Source organism: Burkholderia sp. SIMBA_051 (genome assembly GCF_046534915.1).
In the GTDB taxonomy this organism is placed as follows: Bacteria; Pseudomonadota; Gammaproteobacteria; order Burkholderiales; family Burkholderiaceae; genus Burkholderia; species Burkholderia ambifaria.
This window is the reverse complement of the sequence record NZ_JAWRXS010000014.1, coordinates 1-24,538: the sequence shown is the minus strand read 5'-3', so window position 1 is coordinate 24,538 and position 24,538 is coordinate 1. Positions and strand designations below refer to the sequence as shown.

Here is a 24,538-nt window from a genome sequence, read left to right as displayed (position 1 = left end):
ATGCCGTCCGCGCGCGCACCGTTTCGACCCGATGCACCGGATACCTCGCCCCGCGCGGGCGAGCCGGGGCGCGACTTCGCGTTTACCGGCGCGGATTTCGCACGCATCCGCGCGCTGATCCATCAACGCGCAGGCATCTCGCTGTCCGAGCACAAGCGCGACATGGCGTACAGCCGGCTGGCACGCCGGCTGCGCGCACGCGGCCTCGACACGTTCCGCGACTATCTCGACCTGCTCGAGCAGGAGGACGATCCGCTCGAGTGGGAGGCGTTCACCAACGCACTGACGACGAACCTGACCGCGTTCTTCCGCGAGTCGCACCATTTCCCGATCCTTGCCGACTTCGTGAAGGGGCGTCCTGCGCCCGTGTCGGTGTGGTGTTCGGCGGCGTCGACCGGCGAGGAGCCTTACTCGATCGCGATCACGCTGATCGAGGCGCTCGGCGAATCGGCCGCGCGCGGCGCGTCGATCCTCGCGACCGACCTCGACACGCAGGTGCTCGCGAAGGCCGAGGCCGGCATCTATACGTACGACCAGGTCAAGCACCTGAGCCCGGAGCGGCTCAAGCGCTTCTTCCTGAAGGGCACCGGCGCGCAGGCCGGCCGCGTGAAGGTGCGCCCGGAACTGCGCGCGATGATCCGCTTCGAGCAGCTGAACCTGACCGATGCCGACTACGGGATCGCGAAGCCGTTCGACGCGATCTTCTGCCGCAACGTGATGATCTATTTCGACAAGCCGACGCAAGGGCAGGTGCTGTCGCGCTTCGAGCCGCTCGTGAAGCCGGGCGGGCTGCTGTTCGCCGGGCATTCGGAGAATTTCACGTACGTGTCGCAGGCGTTCCGGCTGCGCGGGCAGACGGTGTACGAACTGACGCGCGATGCCGCGCAAGGCTCGCGCCCGCGCGGCGCGACGCCGGCCGCCGCAGCGCCGCCGCGCGCGCCCGCGCGTGCCGCGCTCGCTTACGGAGAACGCGAATGAGCGGCCTGCCGATCGCGACCAATCGCTACTTCGACAACCACTTCGAACGCCCGGGCGTGAAGCTGCTGCCGAACGAGTTCTACACGACGTCCGAGGACATGGTGCTGATGACCGTGCTCGGCTCGTGCGTCGCCGCGTGCCTGCACGACCCGCTCGCGGGCATCGGCGGGATGAATCACTTCATGCTGCCCGACGACGGCGCCGATGCCGGCGCGGCCGCATCGGATTCGATGCGCTACGGCGCATACGCGATGGAAGTGCTGATCAACGAACTGATCAAGGCCGGCGGGCGCCGCGAGCGCTTCGAGGCGAAGGTGTTCGGCGGCGCGGCCGTGCTGGCCGGGATGACGACGATCAACATCGGCGATCGCAACGCGGATTTCGTGCGCCGCTATCTCGCGCTCGAGCGCATCCGCATCACCGCGGAGGATCTGCAGGGCGTGCACCCGCGCAAGGTCGCGTTCATGCCGCGCACCGGGCGCGCGATGGTGAAGAAGCTGCGGCTGCAGGTGCCGGGCGTGACCGAGCGCGAAGCCGCGCTGGCGCGCGAGGCCGACCGCGTGCGGGCCGGCCGGCAGCGCGCGCACGTCGAGCTGTTCGCGGCGAAGCGGCCGGCCGCGCCGCCGCCGACGCGCCCGCGCATCGAGCTGTTCGGCGCACGCGGCGCCGGCGGCGCGCAGACGACGAACCCGAAGACCGGCAGCTCGTACGCCGGCAGCCCGACCGCCGCCAACCTTTCGAGAAAGCAGGAGGCATGACCGCAGTGCAGAAGATCAAAGTGTTGTGCGTCGACGATTCGGCGCTGATCCGCAGCCTGATGACGGAGATCATCAACAGCCAGCCCGACATGACGGTGTGCGCGACCGCGCCCGATCCGCTCGTCGCGCGCGATCTCATCAAGCAGCACAACCCGGACGTCCTGACGCTGGACGTCGAAATGCCGCGCATGGACGGGCTCGACTTCCTCGAGAAGCTGATGCGCCTGAGGCCAATGCCGGTCGTGATGGTGTCGTCGCTGACCGAGCGCGGCTCCGAGATCACGCTGCGCGCGCTCGAGCTCGGCGCGGTGGATTTCGTCACGAAGCCGCGCGTCGGGATTCGCGACGGCATGCTCGACTACGCGGAAAAGCTCGCGGACAAGATCCGCGCGGCGTCGCGCGCCCGCGTGCGGCAGACGCCGCAGCCGCAAGCCGCCGCGCCCACGGCGAGCGGCCAGCCGGCCGCGCCGATGATCAATAACCCGCTCGTCAGTACCGAGAAGCTGATCATCATCGGTGCGTCGACGGGCGGCACCGAGGCGATCCGCGAGGTGCTGACGCCGCTGCCGCCGGATGCGCCGGCGGTGCTGATCGCGCAGCACATGCCGCCCGGCTTCACCAAGTCGTTCGCGCAGCGGCTGAACGGCCTGTGCCGGATCGCGGTGAAGGAAGCCGAGCACGGCGAACGCGTGCTGCCGGGCCATGCGTACATCGCGCCGGGCCATGCGCACCTGCTGCTCGCGCGCAGCGGCGCGAACTACATCGCGCAGTTGTCGGACGAGCCGCCGGTGAACCGCCACCGGCCGTCGGTCGACGTGCTGTTCCGCTCGGCGGCGCAGCACGCGGGCAAGAACGCGATCGGCGTGATCCTCACGGGGATGGGCCGCGACGGCGCGGCCGGTCTGCTGGACATGAAGCGAGCGGGCGCTCACACGTTCGCGCAGGACGAGGCGAGCTGCATCGTGTTCGGGATGCCGCGCGAGGCGATCGCGCTCGGCGGCGCGGACGAGGTCGTCTCGCTGGCCGAGATGAGCCGGCGCGTGATGGCGCGCCTGGCGACGATGGGCGATCGGGTGCAGCGCGTCTGAATCAAATGTCACGGGGCACGTGGGTTGCTACGCGCCCTGACGGTAACGAATCTGGAAAGGAACGACGATGGACAAGAGCATGAAAATCCTGGTGGTGGACGATTTCCCGACGATGCGCCGGATCGTCCGCAACCTGCTCAAGGAACTGGGCTACACGAACGTCGACGAAGCCGAGGACGGCGCGGCCGGCCTCGCGCGGCTGCGCGGCGGCGGCTTCGACTTCGTGATCTCCGACTGGAACATGCCGAACCTCGACGGCCTCGCGATGCTGAAGGAAATTCGCGCGGACGCGACGCTCACGCACCTGCCGGTGCTGATGGTCACGGCCGAGTCGAAGAAGGAGAACATCATCGCGGCCGCGCAGGCGGGCGCGAGTGGCTATGTCGTGAAGCCGTTCACGGCCGCGACGCTCGACGAGAAGCTGAACAAGATCATCGACAAGATGGCGAAGGCCGGGAGCTGACGTGAACCAGCCGATCCATGCAGCGCTCGCCAGCGCGGCGTTCAGCGCCGACAGCCACGCCGAAGGCGCCGATTTCGCGAGCGACCGGATCCTCGCGCGCATCGGCCAGGTCACGCGCGCGCTGCGCGACTCGATGCGCGAGCTGGGGCTCGACAAGCACGTCGAGCGCGCGGCGGAAGCCGTGCCCGATGCACGCGACCGGCTGCGCTACGTCGCGACGATGACCGAGCAGGCGGCCGAGCGCGTGCTCAACGCGATCGAGATCGCGAAGCCGGTGCAGGAGCGCATCCAGAGCGAGGCTGAGGCGCTTGACGCGCGCTGGACGCAGTGGTACGCGGCGCCGATCGAGCACGCGGAAGTGCGCGAGCTGATGGACGACACGCGCTCGTTCCTGCACGCGCTGCCCGACGCGACGTCGGCGACCAGCGCGCAGCTGCTCGAGATCATGCTCGCGCAGGACTTCCAGGATCTGACCGGGCAGGTGATCAAGAAGATCATGGACATGGTCTACCTGATCGAGCAGCAGCTGCTCACCGTGCTCGTCGAGAACATCGCGCCCGAGCGGCGCGAGCAGTTCGCGGCGACCGCCGCCGCGCTCGCGGCCGAGCAGATCAGCGCGACCGGCAGCCCGGAGTCGCTGCTGAACGGGCCGCAGATCGCGCCGGAAGGCAAGTCAGACGTCGTGCAGGACCAGGGGCAGGTCGACGACCTGCTCGCGAGCCTCGGCTTCTGAGGCGGCCCCGCGGCTTCTCATCGCATCGGCGCCGTTCCCTGTCGCGGAGTGGCCCGACGCGCATGGTTTTCACCGGTTTCCCCCCACCGGCCGGGAGCGGGCTGTTGCGCGCGTCGTGCCATTCGTGCCCTTCGTGCCGCGACGATTTGACACTCTGACACACTCCGCAGGCATACTACGCATCAGCAGTAACGACGCGTCATTTTTACGACTTTCATATGTTGGCCGGTGGCGCCGAGCCTGATGGGGCCCGCCGGCAACGAAGCCAGTCCCTTTGGGGGGGAACGTGAAGCTGAAACGCTTGGGCTGGGCTGCCGCACATGCGGCGGCTGCAATGGGTGTGCTGTGGAGCGTCCACGCACACGCCGAACTGGGCGGCGCGCCGATGTCGCCGCCGGCGGACGATCACGCCGCCACCGTGCGCGCGATGCAGCGCGCGATGCGCTCGGCCGACGGCGCGCAGGCGAACACGGCTGCCTACACCGTCCGCGAGATCACGCTCGGATCGGGCACCGTCATTCGCGAATATACGAGCGCCGCGGGCACCGTGTTCGGCCTTGCCTGGCGCGGGCCGAGCATGCCGGACCTCGCGTCGCTGCTCGGCAGCTATTTCCCGCAGTACACCGCCGGCGTCCAGGCCGCGCACGCGGCGCGCGGCTGGCGCGCGCCCGTGTCCGTCGATACGAGCGGGCTCGTGATCCGCACCGGCGGCCACATGGGCGCCTTCGCGGGCCAGGCGTGGCTGCCGGCCGCGCTGCCTGCCGGCCTGTCCGGCACCGACATCCAGTGACAGCGGGAGAGCGATCTTGAGAATTCCTCGTACCTTCAAGCGCTGGGTCGGCGTGCTCGGCCTGGCGGCTGCCACGGCCCTGCTCGTGACCGCATGCGGCGGCGGCGACGACAACAACGGCGGCAATGGCGGCAGCGGCGGCGGCAACGTATCGGACGGCAACACCGCGAACACGGCCGTGATCACGGTCAACAGCGGCGTCGCGCAAGTGATCAACATCCCGACCGTCAACGTGAAGATCTGCGCGCCGGGCACGTCGAACTGCCAGGTGGTCAACAACGTGCTCGTCGACACCGCGTCGTACGGGCTGCGGCTGGTCGGCAGTGCCGTGGGCGTGTTGAACAACCTGCCGCAGGTGACGAGCGGCGGCGCGCCGGTCGCCGAATGCGGGAAGTTCGTGTCGAGCTACACGTGGGGCACGGTGCGTACCGTCGACCTGACGATCGGCTCCGAGCAGGCGGCTTCGCTGCCGGTGCAGATCATCGGCGACCTCGGCACCAGCAACGTACCGAGCTCGTGCACGAACGGCGGCGCGTCGGCCAACACGGCGCGCGACCTCGGCGCGAACGGCATCCTCGGCATCGGGCCGGCGCCGGTCGATTGCGGCATCAACTGCGCGACGTTGACGTCGGCGACGTACAACAACTACTACGCGTGCCCGAACGGCAATTCGAGCTGCACGGTGGCGCTGGTGCCGGTGGCGCAGCAGGTGGCCAACCCGGTCCATCGCTTCGCGACCGACAACAACGGCGTGATCGTGCAGATGCCGAACATCTCGAACAGCGGGCAGGGCAGCGCGACGGGCCTGCTGACGTTCGGGATCGGCACGCAGAGCAACAACGCGCTCGGGGCGTCGACGGTGCTGACCTCGACATCGGGGGGCGACGTCAGTACGACGTTCCTCGGTAATAACGTGGCCGCGTTCTTCGACACGGGTTCGAATGCGTATTTCTTCAATGATTCGAAGCAGACGCCATGCTCCCTTAACAAGGATTTCTACTGCCCGGCGTCAGCAGCTACCTATACAGCGACGCTGACTGGGCAGAACGGCGCAACTGGTGGCGTATCGATGCTCGTTCAGAATGCGGACACGTTGTTCTCGAATCCGTCGACATTTGCGTTTAACGATATCGCGGGCCCGTATAGTTTGACGTCGCTCGATCTCGGCATGCCGCACTTCTACGGCAAGACGATCTACTTCGGAATGGACAAGACGTCGACCGGCGGTCAGCAGCCTTACGTCGCGTTCTGAGCGCGCACGAACGGCGGCAGCAAGAGGGGGCGAGCGATCGCCCCCTTTTTTTGATTTCGCGGGGCGGGCGGACTACGTACCGGGCGGCCGCGCCACGCCGGCATAGCGCCTACGATATAAAACCGGCATTGGTGCCGGCACGACATCGAGGAGACAGCGCCATGAGTCAGCGCATTCAACGCATCACGCCGTTTCTGTGGTTCGACCAGGACGCGGAGGCGGCCGCCCGCTTCTACGTGTCGGTGTTCGACGACGCACGCATCCTGCACGTCGCCCGCTACGGCAAATCCGGCGCGCAGGCGTCGGGCCAGGCCGAGGGCACGGTGATGACGGTGTCGTTCGAACTGGACGGGCAGGCGTTTCTCGCGCTCAACGGCGGCCCGGTGTTTCCGCTCACGCCGGCCGTGTCGTTCGTCGTCAATTGCCGCGACCAGCAGGAGATCGACCGATACTGGGCGGCGCTGGCCGAAGGCGGCGACGAGCGCGCGCAGCAGTGCGGCTGGCTGCGCGACCGCTTCGGCGTGTCGTGGCAGGTGGTGCCCGTGCAGATGGCCGAACTGATGACGGGCGACCCGGCACGCGCGGAACGCGTAATGGCGCAGGTGATGAAGATGAAGAAGCTCGATCTCGACGCGCTGCAGCAGGCGGCGGCCGGCTAGCGCGAATGCCGGCCGGGAGGCGGTATTTTCGATGCGGGCATGTGACGCACGAAGCGCTTCCCGGCCAGCCGGTAAATCGGTCGCCATCTGACCGGTTCGATTATCGACCATGATCCGTTTCATCCTGGCGTAATCAATTCATGGATTAATCCGGCCGATATTTTTGTCGGGGCGTTGCGATTATAAAAATGGCGTGACATGCGCGCGGCGGTCCGGCGCGCCGTCGCTGTGGCCGCCCCGAGCCGCGATGGCAGTCACCACGGCGATCGTCACGCGAAAAGAGATGCGATGTGTGGAAATTCAAACTTATAATGCCCCCGTTGTTTCCGGGGTCGTCGATTAAAAACAGGAGGGCAATAAGATGAATTTCACCGAAGCCATTCGTTCCGTATTCAATCAGTATGCGAAATTCGAAGGCCGCGCACGCCGCGCCGAATACTGGTATTTCGCGCTGCTCACCGGCGTCGTGTCGATCGCCTGCCAGCTGCTCGCCGCCGCCGGCCGCGAAAGCGGCGCGATTCCGCTGCTGCTGGCGATCGTCGCGCTGGTCGTGTCGCTCGCGCTGGTGCTGCCGAGCCTCGCGGTCACCGTGCGCCGCCTGCACGATACGGGCCGCTCCGGCTGGTTTCTGCTGATCGCGTTCATTCCGCTCATCGGCGGAATCCTGCTGCTCGTGTGGATGTGCTCGCGCGGCACGAATGGGCCGAACCGCTTCGGCACGGATCCGATTCCGGCGATCTGAGCGTTGCCCGCCCCGACGCGCGGCCGTCGCGTCGGGGCGGGCCGATAGTTCACCGTCTCACCGACTCCCTGCCTCACCATCTCATCCGCCTCACCGCCTCACCGCCTCGCCGCTTCACCGTCTCATCCACCTCACCACCTCCTCCGCTTCACCACACCCGCCCGCACACGCGTTTCCCCCACCATCCTCCCCCCGCCGCACCCACCCGCCGCCTCTCCCCGCACCGCCTTGCCCGATTCCCCGAAATACCCCCCTTTCCCGGCTTTGCTCGACCGATCGGCGTTTGACCCGCGCATGAATAATCGGTGTCACTGGAAAGCGGCATTTCGCCGTACCCGACTGGAGGCCACGTGGCAGACGAGAGCGATCTCGACAGAACCGAAGCCGCCACTCCGAGGCGCCGCGAAAAGGCGCGCGAGGAGGGGCAGGTCGCGCGTTCGCGCGAGCTGGCTTCGTTCGCGCTGCTCGCGGCCGGGTTCTACGGCGCGTGGCTGCTCGCGGCTCCGTCGGGCGCCCATCTCCAGGCCATGCTGCGCGGCGCATTCGCGTTCGATCGCGCCACCGCGTTCGACACGCACCGGATGCTGTCGGCGGCCGGCAGCGCGAGCATCGAAGGGCTCGCCGCGCTGCTGCCGATCCTCGCGCTCACCGGCCTTGCCGCGCTGCTCGCGCCGATGGCGCTCGGCGGCTGGCTGATCTCGCAGAAGACCTTCGAGCTGAAGTTCGACCGCCTGAACCCGATCTCGGGCCTCGGCCGCATCTTCTCGATCCAGGGGCCGATCCAGCTCGGGATGTCGCTGGCGAAGACTTTGGTTGTCGGCGGGATCGGCGGCATCGCGATCTGGCGCAGCAAGGACGAGCTGCTCGGTCTCGCGACCCAACCGCTCGGCTCGGCGGTTGCCGATGCGATGCATCTGGTCGCCGTGTGCTGCGGCACGACGGTCGCCGGGATGCTGGTGGTCGCCGCGCTCGACGTGCCTTACCAAATCTGGCAGTACAACAAGAAGTTGCGCATGACGAAGGAAGAAGTGAAGCGCGAGCATCGCGAGAACGAAGGCGATCCGCACGTGAAGGGCCGCATCCGCCAGCAGCAGCGCGCGATCGCGCGGCGCCGGATGATGGCCGCCGTGCCTAAGGCCGACGTGGTCGTCACGAACCCGACGCACTTCGCCGTCGCGCTGCAGTACACGGACGGCGAGATGCGCGCGCCGAAGGTCGTCGCGAAGGGCGTGAACCTCGTCGCCGCGCGCATCCGCGAACTCGCGGCCGAGCACAACGTGCCGCTGCTCGAAGCGCCGCCGCTCGCGCGTGCGCTGTATCACAACGTCGAAATCGAACGCGAGATTCCCGGCTCGCTGTACTCGGCCGTCGCCGAGGTGCTCGCATGGGTTTACCAGCTGCGGCGCTTCCGCTCGGAAGGCGGCGCGTTCCCGGCCGCGCCGGTCGATCTCGAGGTGCCGGCCGACCTCGACAAGGGGACGTCGGTATCGGCCGACGACGCGCGTGAAGAAGCCGAGGACACGCTCGGCACGCAAGGGAACGCAGCATGAGCACCCCGACCACCGGCCTGTTCGCCAAACGCACGAACCCGTTCGCGGGCGCCAACCTGCGCGGGCTCGCGGGCCCGATCCTCATCTGCATGATCCTGGGGATGATGATCCTGCCGCTGCCGCCGCTGCTGCTGGATCTGCTGTTCACCTTCAACATCGCGCTGTCGGTGATGGTGCTGCTCGTCAGCATGTACACGATGAAGCCGCTCGACTTCGCGGCGTTCCCGAGCGTGCTGCTGTTCTCCACGCTGTTGCGCCTGTCGCTGAACGTCGCGTCGACGCGCGTCGTGCTGCTCGAGGGCCACACCGGCCCCGACGCGGCCGGCCAGGTGATCGAGGCGTTCGGCCACTTTCTCGTCGGCGGCAACTTCGCGGTCGGCATCGTCGTGTTCGTGATCCTGATGATCATCAACTTCATGGTGATCACGAAGGGCGCGGGGCGGATCGCCGAAGTGTCCGCGCGCTTCACGCTCGACGCGATGCCCGGCAAGCAGATGGCGATCGACGCCGACCTGAACGCGGGCCTCATCAACGAAGAGCAGGCACGCAAGCGCCGCCTGGCCGTGTCGCAGGAAGCCGAGTTCTACGGGTCGATGGACGGCGCGTCGAAGTTCGTGCGCGGCGACGCGATCGCGGGCCTGATCATCATGGCGATCAACGTGATCGGCGGGCTGATCGTCGGGATGGTGCAGCACGACATGAGCTTCGCGGCGGCCGGCACCAACTACACGCTGCTGACCATCGGCGACGGCCTCGTCGCGCAGATCCCGTCGCTCGTGATCTCGACGGCGGCCGGCGTGATCGTGTCGCGCGTGGCGACCGACGAGGACATCGGCACGCAGATCACCGGCCAGCTGTTCACGAACCCGCGCGTGCTGAACATCACCGGCGCGATCATCGTGCTGATGGGGCTCATCCCGGGCATGCCGCACTTCGCGTTCCTCGCGCTCGGCGCCGGCGCGATCTGGCTGGCCCGCACGCAGAGCCGCCGCGCGGCGGCCCGCCTTGCCGCCGGCGACGTGACCGAGGTCGCGCCGCCCGCCGCGCTGCCGGGCGACAGCCACGAGGCGACCTGGGACGACGTGCAGCTGATCGACCCGCTCGGCCTCGAAGTCGGCTACCGGCTGATTCCGCTCGTCGACAAGAACAGCGACGGGGAACTGCTCAAGCGCATCAAGAGCATCCGCAAGAAGTTCGCGCAGGAAATCGGCTTCCTGCCGCCGGTGATCCATATCCGCGACAACCTCGAGCTGCGGCCGAACGCGTACCGGATCGCGCTGAAGGGCGTGGAGATCGGCGCGGGCGAAGTGTTCCCGGGCCAGTGGCTCGCGATCAACCCGGGCCAGGTGACGGCCGCGCTGCCGGGCGCCGCGACGCAGGACCCGGCGTTCGGGCTGCCGGCCGTGTGGATCGACGTGGCGATGCGCGAGCAGGCGCAGGTGTACGGCTACACGGTCGTCGATGCGAGCACGGTTGTCGCGACGCACCTGAACCATCTGGTCGTCCAGCACGCGGCCGAACTGCTCGGCCGCCAGGAAGTGCAGGCGCTCGTCGAGCGCACCGGCAAGGATGCGCCGTCGCTCGTCGAGGACCTCGTGCCGAAGACGATCTCGCTCACGACCCTGCAGAAAGTGCTGCAGAACCTGCTCGAGGAAGGCGTGCCGATCCGCGACATGCGCACGATCCTCGAGGCCGTGTCCGAACACGCCGGCCGCGGCGACGCGTACGAGATCACCGCCGCGGTGCGGCTGTCGCTCGGCCGCGCGATCACGCAGCAGTGGTATCCGGGCTCGGGCGAGATGCAGGTGATGGGCCTCGATTCGAATCTCGAGCGCGTGCTGTCGCAGGCGCTCGCCACCGGCGCGAACCCGGGCCTCGAGCCCGGCCTCGCGCACAACCTTCTGACCGGCACGCAACAGGCGATGCTGCGTCAACAGAATCTCGGGCTGCCGCCCGTGCTGCTGGTGCAGCACGCGCTGCGCGCGATGCTCGCGCGTTTCCTGCGCCGCAGCCTGCCGCAACTGAAAGTGCTGTCGTATGCCGAAGTGCCGGACACACGCACGATCAAAGTCGTTAACGTCATCGGGGGTTCCGCTTGAACATTCGCAAATTCACTGGCGCGACCAGCCGCGACGCGCTTCGCCTCGTGCGAGAGGCCCTGGGCGCCGACGCCGTCGTGCTGTCGAACCGTACGCTCGATGACGGCAGCGTCGAAATCGTCGCACTCGCCGATTCGGACCTCGCCGCGGTTACGCCGCCGGCCGCCGCGCGCCCGCGCACCGTCGCATCGCGCGCACCGGAATCCGTGCAGGCCGCGGCCGTCCCGGGCATCGTGTCGCGCCCCAGCGCCGCGCTCGCGCGCCCGGTGATGAATCCGTATGCAGCCGGCGACGGCGGGCTGCCGGACGTGTTCTCGTCGGTGTTCGGCGCAAGCGCCGAAGCGACGGAACCGGCCGCGCAACCGGCCGCCTTCGATGCTGACGCACACGCAACGGACGCGGCGGCGTCGTCGCCGGCTGCGCCCGCTGCCGGCGCGCCGGCAGCGTCGTCCGAACCCGCACCGTGGCTCGTCGAGCACGCGAAGCGCCTGACGCAGCAGCGCGAAGCGCTGATCGCCCGCGCGCAGGCGGCATCGGCCGCGCCGCAAGCATCGGTTTCGGCTCCGGCGCGCATGCAGCAGGACGCGGCAGCCGCGACGCCGGCCGGCTGGGCGCGCGACATCGTGCGCAACGCCGAACGCCGGATCCCGTCCGCAGCCGCCGCCGCCCGCGCAAGCGAAACGAATGAAACGAACACCGCGAAGCCGGCCGAACGCACGCGCCTGTCGGCCGAAGCGGCCGCCGTGGTAGCCGACGCGGTGAAGGCGCGCATCGAGAGCATCGTCAACGACACGGTGATGCACGAGCTCGGCGCGATGCGCGGGATGATGGAAGAGCAGTTCGACAGTCTGATGTGGCACGACCGCCAGCGCCGCAGCCCGGTGCACGGCGCGCTGACCAAGCACCTGTTCTCGGCCGGCTTCTCCGCGCAGCTGGTGCGCATGATGGTCGACAACCTGCCGTCCGGCGACGGCGCGCAGACCTTCGAGCAGGCCGCCGAATGGGCGCAGTCGGTGCTCGCGGCGAACCTGCCGGTGCTCGAGAACGAAGACGCGCTGATGGAGCGCGGCGGCGTGTTCGCGCTGATGGGGCCGACCGGCGTCGGCAAGACGACCACCACCGCGAAGCTCGCGGCGCGCTGCGTGATGCGCTTCGGCGCGAGCAAGGTCGCGCTGCTGACCACCGACAGCTACCGGATCGGCGGCCACGAGCAGCTGCGCATCTTTGGGAAGATCCTCGGCGTGCCCGTGCACGCGGTGAAGGATGCCGGCGACCTCGAGCTCGCGCTGTCCGAGCTGCGCAACAAGCACATCGTGCTGATCGACACGATCGGCATGAGCCAGCGCGATCGCGCGCTGTCCGACCAGATCGCGATGCTGCACGGCGCGAACGCGCCGGTGCAGCGCCTGCTGCTGCTCAACGCGACGAGCCACGGCGACACGCTCAACGAAGTCGTCCAGGCCTACCGCAGCGCGGCCGAGTATCCCGACCTCGCCGGCTGCATCCTGACGAAGCTCGACGAGGCGACTCACCTCGGCGGCGTACTCGACACCGTGATCCGCTACAAGCTGCCCATTCACTACGTGTCGACTGGCCAGAAGGTGCCGGAGAACCTGTACGTCGCGTCGACCAAATTCCTGCTGAAAAGCGCGTTCTGTGTGCCGCGCGACGGTTCGCCCTTCGTGCCCGAGGACGAGGACATGCCGACGCTGCTTTCCGCACTGACCGCCCGTTCCACCGCCGATCTGCACGAGGTGCGATTTGGATAAACGGATCATCGACCAAGCAGAAGGGCTGCGGCGCCTGCTGGCCGGGCGCGCGTCGCGCATCGTCGCGGTGACGGGCGGGCCGGCGGGCGTCGGCTGCACGACCACCATCGTGAACGTTGCGGCGGCGCTCGCCGCGCTCGGCAAGGACGTGCTCGTCGTCGACGAGCGTGCCGACGTGCATTCGGCCTCGGCGACGCTGGCGGGCGCATGGCTGCGCGACGGCGAACGCACGCGCGTCGCCGCCGGGTTCGGCCTGTGCGCGGCCGCGGGGTTCGCTCGCGACGGCTACAGCGATACGCAGTTGAGCGACTTCATCGACGGCCAGGCCGACATCGTGCTGGTCGACGCGCAGCTCGGTGCGGACGGCGCGTTCTCCGCGCTCGCGCGCGAGGCGCACGACGTGCTGATCGTCACGCGGGTTGCCGCGCAGGCGATCACCGAGGCGTACGCGTGCATGAAGCGGCTGCATTTCGCGCACGCGGTCGCGCAGTTCCGCGTGCTGACCAATCACGTCGGCAGCCACGCCGACGCCAGGACCGCCTTCGACAACCTCGCGGGCGTCGCGAGCCGCTACCTGACGGTGTCGATCGCCGACGCCGGCTGCGTGAGCGCCGATCCGCTCGCCGAGCATGCGCGCGACCTGATGCATACGGTGGTCGATGCGTTCCCGTCGTCGGCGGCCGCGCGCGATTACCGGCAGATTGCCGCCGATTTGCTGTACTGGCCGATGCGCCCGAGTTCGGGGGCGGGGCGTGCCGTGCATGCGGGCGGCAAGCCGTCGTACGAGGCGGGAGCGGCCCACGCCGCGTGAGGAAGGAGAGAGCCATGATGTACAACGCTCAAGGCAAGATGACCCAGGCCGACGTGCTCGCGCAATACGCGCCGCTCGTGCGGCGCCTGGGGCTGCAGCTCGTCGCGAAGATGCCGGCGAGCGTCGACCTCGACGACCTGATCCAGGCCGGCATGATCGGGCTGATGGACGCGGCCGGCCGCTACAAGGAGGACCAGGGCGCGCAGTTCGAGACCTACGCGACGCAGCGTATCCGCGGCGCGATGCTCGACGAGCTGCGCAGCAACGACTGGCTGCCGCGCAGCCTGCGCAAGACGTCGCGCGAGGTCGAGTACGCGGTGCACCAGGTCGAGCAGCAGCTCGGCCGCTCGGCGAGCGAGACCGAGATCGCGGAGCACCTGAAGATGCCGCTCGACGAATACCAGGGGATGCTGCAGGACCTGCACGGCAGCCAGCTCATCTACTACGAGGATTTCGACCGCGCGGCCGACGACGAGCCGTTCCTCGACCGCTATCGCGTCGATCACGCCGATCCGTTGTCGGCGCTGCTCGACGACCACCTGCGCGAGGCGCTCGTCGACGCAATCGACCGGCTGCCCGAGCGCGAGAAGCTGCTGATGTCGCTGTACTACGAGCGCGGGCTGAACCTGCGCGAGATCGGCGCGGTGCTCGAGGTGAGCGAGTCGCGCGTGTGCCAGCTGCACAGCCAGGCCGTCGCGCGCCTGCGCGCGCGGTTGCGCGAACAGGCGTGGGTCGGCGCGGAGAATTGAACGTGCGGACGGCGGGGGCGCGGCGGGTCATTCGCCCCGGGAGGTCCTCCGTCGGAGGCTGGCAACTCGATTGCCGCGCAATCCGCTCGCGCGCGTCTCAGTCTCAATAAAAGGGCGCGCTTCGAGCAGCGCGTCGCCGCATAGGCCATCCAACGGTCCGACACAAGAAATTTTCGTCGCGATTTGCTACAATCCCTCCCGTTTTCCGAGGAGCGTTGCGACGGACCTTCTGCGTCCGCCAGGCTCGGAAAGCTTCACCAAGCAGCCGTGCGGCGAGATTCGCGCCGGCCCCGCTTCCTGAACGGCGCTCACGTCACCAATTTCTAGAACTTTTTTAGAAAGGAGGGCGTGATGAACGCCATTATCGATTCGCAAGCTTCCAAGGATTACGTCGTCGCCGACATGGCGCTTGCCGGCTGGGGCCGCAAGGAACTGAACATCGCCGAGACCGAAATGCCCGGCCTCGTGCAGATCCGCGACGAATACAAGGCGCAGCAGCCGCTGAAGGGCGCGCGCATCGCGGGCTCGCTGCACATGACGATCCAGACCGGCGTGCTGATCGAGACGCTGAAGGCGCTCGGCGCCGATGTCCGCTGGGCGTCGTGCAACATCTTCTCGACGCAGGACCACGCCGCTGCCGCGATCGTCGAAGCCGGCACGCCGGTGTTCGCGTTCAAGGGCGAGTCGCTCGACGAATACTGGGAGTTCTCGCACCGCATCTTCGAATGGCCGAACGGCGAATTCGCGAACATGATCCTGGACGACGGCGGCGACGCAACGCTGCTGCTGATCCTCGGTTCGAAGGCCGAGAAGGACCGTTCGGTGATCGCGAAGCCGACCAACGAGGAAGAAGTCGCGCTGTACAAGTCGATCGCGAAGCATCTCGACGCCGACCCGACCTGGTACTCGACGCGCCTTGCGCACATCAAGGGCGTGACCGAAGAAACCACGACCGGCGTGCACCGCCTGTACCAGATGGAAAAGGACGGCCGCCTGCCGTTCCCGGCGTTCAACGTGAACGACTCGGTCACGAAGTCGAAGTTCGACAACCTGTACGGCTGCCGTGAATCGCTCGTCGACGGCATCAAGCGCGCGACCGACGTGATGATCGCGGGCAAGGTCGCGGTCGTCGCGGGCTACGGCGACGTGGGCAAGGGCTGCGCGCAGTCGCTGCGTGGCCTGGGCGCCACCGTGTGGGTTACCGAAATCGATCCGATCTGCGCGCTGCAGGCGGCAATGGAAGGCTACCGCGTCGTGACGATGGAATACGCGGCCGACAAGGCCGACATCTTCGTGACGGCGACCGGCAACTACCACGTGATCAACCACGATCACATGAAGGCGATGCGCCACAACGCGATCGTCTGCAACATCGGTCACTTCGACTCGGAAATCGACGTCGCGTCGACCCGCCAGTACCAGTGGGAAAACATCAAGCCGCAGGTCGACCACATCATCTTCCCGGACGGCAAGCGCGTGATCCTGCTGGCCGAAGGCCGCCTCGTGAACCTCGGCTGCGCGACCGGCCACCCGTCGTTCGTGATGTCGAACTCGTTCGCGAACCAGACGCTCGCGCAGATCGAGCTGTTCGTGCGCGGCGCCGAGTACGAGAACAAGGTGTACGTGCTGCCGAAGCATCTCGACGAAAAGGTCGCGCGCCTGCACCTCGCGCGCATCGGCGCGAACCTGTCCGTGCTGACGGACGAGCAGGCTTCGTACATCGGCGTGCAGAAGGACGGCCCGTTCAAGCCGAACCACTACCGCTACTGATGCGCCGCCGCCGTGCCGTGCGCGTCCCGCTTCGGGCGTGCGCGGCATCGCGGCATGGTGCCGGATCGCCGGCCGTCGCGCCGTGCCCGCGGGCACGCGCGGCGGCCGGCGGCGGCCACTGACCGTACAGATCGACAACCGAACCGGAGCCCTCCATGAGCGTCATCCTCACCTGGGTCATCAACGCCCTCGCGCTGCTGATCATCACGTACCTCGTGCCGTCGATCCACATCAAGAGCTTCGGCACCGCGCTGATCATCGCGGTCGTGCTCGGCCTGATCAACACGGTGATCCGTCCGGTGCTGATCCTGCTGACGCTGCCCGTCACGATCGTCACGCTCGGGGTGTTCATCCTCGTCGTGAACGCGCTGTGCTTCTGGTTCGCGTCGTCGCTGCTCAAGGGGTTCGAGGTGTCGGGTTTCTGGTCCGCGTTCTTCGGTTCGATCCTGTACAGCATCGTGTCGTGGCTGCTGTCCGCGCTGATCTTCGGGCAGCGCGACATCGGCTGACGGCCGGGCCCACTCTTGCGAATCATGAAACCGATCGAACTCTCGTTTGAATTCTTCCCGCCGAAGACGGCGGAAGGCGTCGAGAAGCTGCGCGCGACGCGTGCGCAGCTGCTGCCGCTGAAGCCGAAATTCGTCTCCGTGACGTTCGGCGCCGGCGGCTCGACGCAGCAGGGCACGCTCGACACCGTGCTCGACATGCAGAAGGACGGCCTCGAAGCCGCGCCGCACCTGTCGTGCATCGGCTCGTCGCGCGCCGACCTGCGCGCGATCCTCGACCAGTACCGCTCGCACGGCATCCGCCACATCGTCGCGCTGCGCGGCGACCTGCCGTCGGGGATGGGCGCGGTGGGCGAGCTGCGCTATGCGTCGGAACTCGTCAGCTTCATCCGCGCCGAGCATGGCGACTGGTTCCACATCGAAGTCGCCGGCTATCCGGAGTACCACCCGCAAGCGCGTTCGCCGAAAGCCGACCTCGAGAATTTCGCGCGCAAGGTGAAGGCCGGCGCGAATTCCGCGATCACGCAGTACTTCTTCAACGCCGACGCGTATTTCCGCTTCGTCGACGATGCGCGCAAGCTGGGTGTGGACGTGCCGATCGTGCCGGGCATCATGCCGATCACGAACTTCACGCAACTGATGCGCTTCTCGGAAATGTGCGGTGCGGAAGTGCCGCGCTGGGTCGCGCGCCGGCTCGAGAGTTTCGGCGACGATCGCGACGCGATCCGCGCGTTCGGCGCGGACGTCGTCACGAGCCTGTGCCAGCGCCTGATCGACGCGGGCGTGCCGGGGCTGCACTTCTATACGCTGAACACGGCGTCCGCGACGCGGACCATCTGCGAACGGCTCGCGATGTAAGCGCCATTGCGCGGTTGCATGCGATGAAACCCCGCCGGCCAAAACCGGCGGGTTTTTTTTCGCCATCGGCCGATGGCGGTGGCGATGGCAATGGTGCTTGCGTCAGCGCTGCGCCTGCATCAACGGCGGTCGCCGGTCGAACCACGGCCGCGCCTGTTCGAGCTGGCGTGCAAGCTTCAGCAGCAATGCATCGTCGGTATGGCGCGCGACGAACTGCACGCCGATCGGCAGCCCGCGCGCATTCCAGTAGAGCGGCACCGACATCGCCGGCTGGCCCGTCAGGTTGAACAGCTCGGTGCAGCCGGCCCATGCGAACGCCTTCTCCGACGTCTTCGCCAGCATTTCCCGCAGCAGCGGCTTCACCGGCAGCGCGCCGAGCAGCTTCATCTGCGCGGCTTCGAACGGCGTCGGCTGCAGCGCGCCGATCCTGACCGGCGGCCCCGCGAGCGTCGCGCACAGGACCACGTCGTAGCGCGACACGAGGCCCGCGACCTGCACGGTGAGCTGGCGCTGCCATTCGAGCACGTCCTGCAGCCGCGCGCGGGCGATGCGCCGGCCGATCACGGCCATCGCCCACGTCGCCGGTTCGAATTCGGCGCGCTTCGGCGTGCGGCCGGTGATCGTGCGCGCGCCGAGCACCATCTCCTCGGCGATCGTCGCCCACAGCGTGAGAAAGGTCTCGGCCGCGCGCGCATAGTCGATGTGCAGCGTTGCCGGTTCGACGTGATGGCCGAGCGATTCGGCGAGCGCGGCCGCGTCGTCGAGCGCCGCGCGCGTGTCGTCGTCGAGCGCCGGCGCGAGCATCGGGTCGGTGACGAGGCCGATCCGCAGCGGGCCGGGCGGCGTGTCGAGCTCGCCGAGAAAGGTGCCGGGCGCGCCGGGCGGCAGCGTCTGGCCGGTCGTCACGTCGAGCAGCAGCGCGCTGTCGCGCACGCTGCGCGACACCGCATGCTGGACCACCAGCTCGCCGTTCGACGGCAGGTCGACCAGCACCGGGTTGCGGCTCGGCTTCAGCCCGAACAGCCCGCAGCATGACGCGGGGATCCGGATCGAGCCGCCGCCGTCGGATGCATGCGCGAGCGGCACGATGCCGGCCGCGACGGCGGCTGCTGCGCCGCCGCTCGAGCCGCCGGGCGTGTGATCGAGGTTCCACGGATTGCGGCACGCGCCGAACAGCTCGGGCTCGGTGTACGGCATCTGGCCGATTTCCGACGTGTTGGTCTTGCCGAATACGTTGAGCCCCGCCGCGCGGCTGCGCGCGATCAGCGGCGAATCGTCGGCGGGCACGAAGTAGCGGTAGTGCCGGCTGCCCATCGACAGCGGCAGCCCGGCGACCGCCGCGCCGAGATCCTTCACGAGATACGGGACGCCCGCGAACGGCGCGTCGGTGCCGGCGTCGACGGTCGACTCCGTGCGCTTGCGCGCGGCGTCGTAGTCCTGCAGCACGATCGCGTTGACCGCGCCGTTCACCGCTTCGGCCTGGCCGATCGCGGCGTCGAGCAGCTCGCGCGGGCTCGCCTTGCGTTCGCGCACGAGTGCGGCGAGGCCGATCGCGTCATGCGCCAAATAGTCCGAGTGCATCGCAGTCACCCCCGTTGTGACCTGTGGCGATGAAAGGAGGATAACGCGGGCCCGGCGTGCCGGGCCCGGTACCGGCCGCGTTACAGCTGCTCGGCGAGGAACGTCAGCGTGCGGCCGTGCGCGAGGGCCGCCGCGCGCTGGTTGTAGGACGCGCGGTCGGTGCAGTTGAAGCCGTGCTCGGCGCCCGGGTACACGTGGAACGACGCGTTGTCGCGGCCCGCGAACGCGCCCTTCACCTGTTCGACGGCGTCGAGCGGGATCCCGTGGTCGTTCTCCGCGTAGTGGAACAGGATCGGCTGCGTGACCTGGCCGGCGAGGTCGAGCGCATTCTGGATGCCGCCGCCGTAATAGGCGACTGCCGCATCGACCTTGCCCGTCGCGGCCGCGCGGTACGCGAGCTGGCCGCCGAAGCAGTAGCCGATCGCGGCGAGCTTGCCGGCGACTTCGGGGCGTGCGCGCAATGCGTCGGCGGCCGCGCCGATGTCCGCGACCGCGAGGCCGACATCGGTCTTCTTCATCAGCTCGATGCCTTTGTCGCGATCGGCGCCTTCGTAGGTCAGCTCGACGCGCGGCTGCGTGCGCCAGAACACGTCCGGCGCGAGCGCGACGAAGCCGTCGGCCGCGTACTGGTCGGCGACCGCGCGGATGTGCGCGTTCACGCCGAAGATCTCCTGGATGATGATGACGGCGGGGCCCTTGCCGCGCTTGGGCAGCGCGAGATAGCCGCCGAAGCTGTCGTTACCGGTCGGGATGTCGATCCATTGGGCAGTCACGTTTGAACTCCTGGCGAACGGGCGCGCGACGGGCGCGCCGCGGATGGAAAAAAGGGGCGGCCTAGTGTGCCACCAATCCTGTGGTGTTGCAGCGGGTGCAGGCGGGTGCGTGCCGGGTGTTAGCGCTGATCGCAGCCGCGCCCGAATCCACTTCTCGTGCAGCGATCGTTTCGATCTCGATTATTCATTTTTCGGCGCTGCGCGGCTTCGCTAGAGTCGACGTATCGGCTTTTACAAAGCGCTTTCGCGCATCGTCATCGAAGGATTCACCATGTCCGCCCGTGCATTTTCCACCCCGTTTGCCGAACGCTTCGGCCTGCGCCTGCCGCTCGTGCAGGCGCCGATGGTCGGCGCCACCACGGCCGCGATGGTCGCGGCCGCGTCCAATGCCGGCGCGCTCGGCAGCCTCGGCGCCGGCGCGTTCGAGCCGGCGCGTCTCGCGACCGAAGTCGACGCGATTCGCGCGGCGACCGCGCGGCCGTTCGCCGTGAACCTGTTCGTGTTGTCCGAGGTCGCGCCCGACGCGGCGAGCGTCGCCCGCGCGCTCGCCGCGATCAATCCGCTGAACGCGGCGCTCGGGCTGCCGCCCGGCACCGCGCCCGCGCGCTACGCCCCCGACTTCCGCGCGCAGCTCGATGCGCTCGTCGCGCTGCGGGTGCCGGTCGCGAGCTTCACGTTCGGCGTGCTCGACGCGGCCGACGTCGCGCGCCTGAAGGCGGCCGGCACCTACGTGATCGGCACCGCGACGCACGTCGCCGAAGGGCTCGCATGGCAGGCGGCCGGTGCCGACGCACTGTCCGCGCAGGGCGCAGAAGCCGGCGGCCATCGCGGCACCTTCATCGGCCCGGCCGACGATGCGCTGATCGGCACGCTCGCGCTGGTGCCGCAGCTCGTCGACGCGACCGGTCTGCCCGTGCTCGCCGCGGGCGGCATCATGGACGGCCGCGGGATCGCCGCGGCGCTCGCGCTCGGCGCGCAGGCCGCGCAACTCGGCACCGCGTTCCTGACGTGCGCGGAAAGCGCGATCGCGGCGGACTGGAAGGCACGGCTGCTCGCGAGCGCCGATACGTCGACGCAGGTCACGCGCGCGATCACCGGGCGTCATGCGCGCGGATTGCGCAACACGCTGATGGCGCGGCTCGGCGAACGCGTGGCCGATGCCGCTCCGTATCCGGTGCAGAACGCGCTGACGCAGCCGCTGCGGCAGGCCGCCGCGCGCGCGAACGACGGCGACTACCTGTCGCTGTGGGCCGGGCAGGGCGCGCCGCTCGCGCGGCGGCGCGACGCCGCGCTGACGACGTCGCAACTCGTCGACGCGCTCGACGCCGAATGGCGCGCAATCGTCGCATGAACGCGGCGTCGCGCCCGTGTGACCGCTTCGTGTCGGCGCGTCTGTCGCATGAAGAAACGCGCGCGCTGTCACGCGCGTTTCATTCAATGATCCCGGGCACAAAATACCGAATCGAAATGACCGGGGAATGCTTTAAATCGACCTTCCCTCCAGCCGTCCGTAATTAGCGGAAACCCTTATCGGGCGGGGCTTGCGACGATATTCGAGCAGTCATTCCAAAGCACCGTATCGGTAGTGTTACCACTACCCCAAAAAAGTCCCACAAATTAATTTGATCACCTACACTTGCGCGCAAGTACGGACGGGGAGCCGCTAAAAGCGACTGTCTTCACGTGCTTGATGCCAAGTGCATGAACGATGCAACCGGCGAATCGTCCAGTGATGCAAACACAGGGATGGCAGCGGGGCACCGGGCGATGGCGTTTTATTGGGACCGAAACTGGAGACTTACATGAATATCAAGATGCAAAAGCTGCTGCCGATCACCGCCGCGGCGATGCTGTGCGTTGCAGCTGCAAGCAACGCGGCCGCCGATCAAGTCGTCAAGATCGGCCACGTCGCGCCCTTGACGGGCGGCATTGCACACCTGGGGAAGGACAACGAAAACGGTGCACGTCTCGCAGTCGAGGAGATCAACGCCAAGGGTCTCACGGTCGGCGGCCAGAAAATCACGCTGCAACTCGATGCGCAGGATGACGCGGCCGACCCGCGCCAGGCCACGCAGGTTGCGCAGAAGCTCGTCGACGACAAGGTCGTCGCGGTGGTCGGCCACCTGAACTCGGGCACGTCGATCCCGGCCTCGAAGATCTACAGCGATGCGGGCATCGTGCAGATCTCGCCGTCGGCGACCAACCCGGCTTACACGCAGCAGGGCTTCAAGACCACGTACCGCGTGGTGGCGACCGATGCGCAGCAGGGCCCGGCACTCGCGAACTACGCGCACTCGAAGGGCATCAAGAGCGTTGCCGTGGTCGACGATTCGACCGCCTACGGCCAGGGTCTCGCGAACGAGTTCGAGAAGAAGGCGAAGGCGCTCGGCCTGAAGGTGATGTCGCACGACGCGACCAACGACAAGGCGGTCGACTTCCGCGCGATTCTGACCAAGATCAAGGGCGAGAATCCGGACGCGATCATGTACGGCGGCATGGATGCCACCGGCGGCCCGTTCGCGAAACAGGCGAAGCAGCTCGGCCTGCGCGCGAAGATCCTCGCAGGCGACGGCGTGTGCACGGAGAAGCTCGCCGACCTGGCCGGCGACGCGACCGACAACGTCGTGTGCTCGGAAGCCGGTGCATCGCTCGAGAAGATGCCGGGCGGCGGCGCGTTCAAGGCGAAGTACGAGAAGCGTTTCGGCCAGCCGATCCAGATCTACGCCCCGTTCACGTATGACGCCGTGTACATCATCGCCGACGCGATGAAGCGCGCGAACTCGACGGACACGGCGAAGATCCTCGCGGCCATGCCGGCGACGAACTACACGGGCGTGATCGGCACGACGACCTTCGATTCGAAGGGCGACCTGCGGCACGGCGTGATCTCGCTGTACAACTACAAGAGCGGCAAGAAGACGCTGCTCGACGAAGTGAAGATGTAAGCTGACAAGCGGTCGACAGAAGGGGTGAAGGCGCGCCCGCGGCAACGCGGGCGCGCTTTCTTTTTGGCGGGCGCGCGGCGGGTGGTGTGCGCCGTGCCCCGCGCCCCGTGCGCTCAGATTTTCAGATGCGCGAGCACCTTCGGCGCGATCACCGCGACGAGCGCCGCGCACAGCGCGACGACCGCCAGGCCGACCGTCAGGTTCGCGGTTTGTGCGACCGCGCCGATCACGACTGGACCGAACAGCAGTCCGAAGTACGCGAGCCCGGCCACGTGCGCGAGACCTTCGGCCGCATGGATGCCTTTCACGCGCGCGGCGGCGGCGAACAGCACGGGCATCATGTTCGCGAGGCCGAGGCCCATCAGCGTGAAACCCGTCAGCACGGCGATCGGGTTCGGCAGCAGCAGCGCGCCGATCATCCCGGCGCACGCGAGCGACGCGCTCGCGAACACGAGCTGCGGCGCGCCGAACCGCGCGCGCACCGCGTCTCCCGCGAAACGCGCGATCGCCATTCCGCCGGAGAACGCCGCGTAGGCGGCGCTCGCGAGGGCGGGGCTCGCCGCGACCACGTCGCGCATGTAGACCGTCGCCCAGTCGTACATCGCGCCTTCGGCGATCAGCGCAAGCAACGCGATGCCGCCGAGCATCCATAGCGCGGCCGAGCGCCAGCGGTTGCCGCCGCCGTGCGCGTGCTCGTGATGCGGGACGTGCGGGAGCACGGCCGGGATCGCCGCCAGCAGCACCGCCGCGTTGATGGCCGCCGCGAGCGCGAGATGCACGGCCGGCGCCATGCCGGCCGACAGCAGCGCGCCGCCGGCTGCCGCCCCCGACATCCCGCCGATGCTGAACATCCCGTGCAGCGACGACATGATCGGCTTGCCGAGCGCGATCTCGACCGCGCTCGCCTCGGCGTTCATCGCGACGTCGAGCGTCGCCATCGAGAAGCCGAACACCGCGAGCACGACGAGCAGCATCCAGTAGTCGGGCACGACGAGGATCAGCGCCGCGCACGCGGACATCACGAGGCCGCCGACGAGGCACGCGGTGCGCGAGCCGACCCGCGCGATCCAGCGCGCGATCGTCAGCATCGCGGCGATCGAGCCGCCCGCGACCGCGAACAGCGCGATCGACAGCAGGCCGGGGCTCAGCGCGAACTTGTCGCGCACGGTCGGCACATGCACGCCCCACGACGCGTACATCATGCCGGCGACGAAGAACAGCGCCATCGTGGCCGTGCGGGCGCGCTGGCGGACCGGCAAGGCCAGCGTGCGATGCGCGTCGGGCGGCGCGGCGAAGCCGGACGACGATCGGGAGGAGGACTCGGACATGGAACTCGCTTGAATTGACGAGATGCGAGCGCGTCGCGCCCATCGGATTCGTCCGATTCTATCGAATCGCTTACGATTTTGCCGGCGCGCTGGCCATTCGGCTGATCTCGGTCTTCGCCTGCGCGACCTGCGGCACCTGCGGCACCTGCGGCACCTGCGGCACCTGCGGCACCTGCGGCACCTGCGGCACCTGCGCGACCTGAGCGACCTGAGCGACCTGCGCGACCTGCGCGACCTGCGCGACCTGCGCGACCTGCGGCACCCACGCCACCCACGCCACCCACGCCACCCACGCCACCCACGCCACCCACGCCACCCACGCCACCCACGCCACCC

General features: G+C 68.3%; 23 protein-coding genes and 1 riboswitch. Of the genes, 19 read left to right on the top strand and 4 right to left on the bottom strand.

Annotated elements, in window-relative coordinates; all coding sequences use genetic code 11:
* From SB771_RS28485 to metF, 17 genes are all read left to right on the top strand, one after another.
* Positions 1-978, top strand: coding sequence for a CheR family methyltransferase (locus SB771_RS28485; protein WP_126226967.1), 978 nt, complete (start codon positions 1-3; stop codon positions 976-978).
* The gene (gene cheD / locus SB771_RS28480) at positions 975-1,736 is read left to right on the top strand and encodes a chemoreceptor glutamine deamidase CheD (RefSeq protein WP_175661384.1); all 762 of its coding nucleotides are present in this window, start codon (positions 975-977) and stop codon (positions 1,734-1,736) included. The genes SB771_RS28485 and cheD overlap by 4 nt, the downstream gene beginning before the upstream one ends.
* Positions 1,733-2,824: a chemotaxis response regulator protein-glutamate methylesterase gene (locus tag SB771_RS28475; RefSeq protein WP_006754881.1), complete on the top strand. Its 1,092-nt coding sequence runs from the start codon at positions 1,733-1,735 to the stop codon at positions 2,822-2,824. Before cheD ends, SB771_RS28475 begins: the two co-directional genes overlap by 4 nt.
* A gap of 67 nt (positions 2,825-2,891) precedes the next feature.
* Complete coding sequence (cheY, locus tag SB771_RS28470) at positions 2,892-3,287, top strand: chemotaxis response regulator CheY (protein ID WP_006754880.1); 396 nt, start codon at positions 2,892-2,894, stop codon at positions 3,285-3,287.
* 1 nt (position 3,288) lies between these two features.
* Positions 3,289-4,020 carry a protein phosphatase CheZ gene (gene cheZ / locus SB771_RS28465; protein WP_175661385.1) on the top strand — a complete coding sequence of 244 codons (732 nt, stop codon included), beginning with the start codon at positions 3,289-3,291 and terminating at the stop codon, positions 4,018-4,020.
* Positions 4,021-4,306: 286 nt separating this feature from the next.
* A complete protein-coding gene (locus SB771_RS28460; protein ID WP_175661386.1) occupies positions 4,307-4,810 on the top strand; it encodes a DUF2844 domain-containing protein in 504 nt (167 codons plus the stop codon).
* A 16-nt stretch (positions 4,811-4,826) separates the two neighbouring features.
* Positions 4,827-6,062 carry a DUF3443 domain-containing protein gene (locus SB771_RS28455; protein ID WP_175661387.1) on the top strand — a complete coding sequence of 412 codons (1,236 nt, stop codon included), beginning with the start codon at positions 4,827-4,829 and terminating at the stop codon, positions 6,060-6,062.
* A 161-nt stretch (positions 6,063-6,223) separates the two neighbouring features.
* Positions 6,224-6,721: a VOC family protein gene (locus SB771_RS28450; RefSeq protein WP_011655690.1), complete on the top strand. Its 498-nt coding sequence runs from the start codon at positions 6,224-6,226 to the stop codon at positions 6,719-6,721.
* A 361-nt stretch (positions 6,722-7,082) separates the two neighbouring features.
* Complete coding sequence (locus tag SB771_RS28445; protein WP_012362832.1) at positions 7,083-7,463, top strand: DUF805 domain-containing protein; 381 nt, start codon at positions 7,083-7,085, stop codon at positions 7,461-7,463.
* A gap of 350 nt (positions 7,464-7,813) precedes the next feature.
* Positions 7,814-9,013 carry a flagellar biosynthesis protein FlhB gene (flhB, locus tag SB771_RS28440; protein ID WP_126226971.1) on the top strand — a complete coding sequence of 400 codons (1,200 nt, stop codon included), beginning with the start codon at positions 7,814-7,816 and terminating at the stop codon, positions 9,011-9,013.
* Entirely contained in the window at positions 9,010-11,112 is a 2,103-nt protein-coding gene (flhA, locus tag SB771_RS28435; protein WP_105786838.1) for a flagellar biosynthesis protein FlhA, read from the top strand. Before flhB ends, flhA begins: the two co-directional genes overlap by 4 nt.
* Positions 11,109-12,881 carry a flagellar biosynthesis protein FlhF gene (gene flhF / locus SB771_RS28430; protein WP_175661388.1) on the top strand — a complete coding sequence of 591 codons (1,773 nt, stop codon included), beginning with the start codon at positions 11,109-11,111 and terminating at the stop codon, positions 12,879-12,881. The genes flhA and flhF overlap by 4 nt, the downstream gene beginning before the upstream one ends.
* Positions 12,874-13,692, top strand: coding sequence for a flagellar biosynthesis protein FlhG (locus tag SB771_RS28425; RefSeq protein ID WP_105833520.1), 819 nt, complete (start codon positions 12,874-12,876; stop codon positions 13,690-13,692). The genes flhF and SB771_RS28425 overlap by 8 nt, the downstream gene beginning before the upstream one ends.
* Positions 13,693-13,706: 14 nt before the next feature.
* Entirely contained in the window at positions 13,707-14,441 is a 735-nt protein-coding gene (locus tag SB771_RS28420; protein ID WP_006760814.1) for an RNA polymerase sigma factor FliA, read from the top strand.
* 201 nt (positions 14,442-14,642) lie between these two features.
* Positions 14,643-14,758, top strand: a riboswitch (S-adenosyl-L-homocysteine riboswitch).
* 34 nt (positions 14,759-14,792) lie between these two features.
* The gene (gene ahcY / locus SB771_RS28415) at positions 14,793-16,211 is read left to right on the top strand and encodes an adenosylhomocysteinase (protein ID WP_175661389.1); all 1,419 of its coding nucleotides are present in this window, start codon (positions 14,793-14,795) and stop codon (positions 16,209-16,211) included.
* Positions 16,212-16,366: 155 nt separating this feature from the next.
* On the top strand, positions 16,367-16,720 hold the full coding sequence (locus tag SB771_RS28410; RefSeq protein WP_006477367.1) for a phage holin family protein: 354 nt from the start codon (positions 16,367-16,369) through the stop codon (positions 16,718-16,720).
* A gap of 24 nt (positions 16,721-16,744) precedes the next feature.
* Complete coding sequence (gene metF, locus SB771_RS28405) at positions 16,745-17,575, top strand: methylenetetrahydrofolate reductase [NAD(P)H] (RefSeq protein ID WP_138848396.1); 831 nt, start codon at positions 16,745-16,747, stop codon at positions 17,573-17,575.
* 102 nt (positions 17,576-17,677) lie between these two features.
* Here metF and SB771_RS28400 read toward each other — a convergent pair whose 3' ends face one another.
* Positions 17,678-19,156, bottom strand: coding sequence for an amidase (locus SB771_RS28400; protein ID WP_175661390.1), 1,479 nt, complete (start codon positions 19,154-19,156; stop codon positions 17,678-17,680).
* A gap of 80 nt (positions 19,157-19,236) precedes the next feature.
* Complete coding sequence (locus SB771_RS28395) at positions 19,237-19,929, bottom strand: dienelactone hydrolase family protein (RefSeq protein ID WP_006753867.1); 693 nt, start codon at positions 19,927-19,929, stop codon at positions 19,237-19,239.
* 271 nt (positions 19,930-20,200) lie between these two features.
* Between SB771_RS28395 and SB771_RS28390 the strand changes: the two genes are divergently transcribed.
* Together SB771_RS28390 and SB771_RS28385 are read left to right on the top strand one after the other, a co-directional pair.
* A complete protein-coding gene (locus SB771_RS28390) occupies positions 20,201-21,280 on the top strand; it encodes an NAD(P)H-dependent flavin oxidoreductase (protein WP_175661391.1) in 1,080 nt (359 codons plus the stop codon).
* A gap of 451 nt (positions 21,281-21,731) precedes the next feature.
* A complete protein-coding gene (locus SB771_RS28385) occupies positions 21,732-22,874 on the top strand; it encodes a branched-chain amino acid ABC transporter substrate-binding protein (RefSeq protein WP_011655702.1) in 1,143 nt (380 codons plus the stop codon).
* A gap of 113 nt (positions 22,875-22,987) precedes the next feature.
* Here SB771_RS28385 and SB771_RS28380 read toward each other — a convergent pair whose 3' ends face one another.
* Positions 22,988-24,202, bottom strand: coding sequence for an MFS transporter (locus SB771_RS28380; RefSeq protein ID WP_175661392.1), 1,215 nt, complete (start codon positions 24,200-24,202; stop codon positions 22,988-22,990).
* Positions 24,203-24,272: 70 nt separating this feature from the next.
* Positions 24,273-24,538: hypothetical protein (locus SB771_RS28375; protein WP_410721834.1), on the bottom strand; the 266-nt coding region annotated here is incomplete at its 5' end.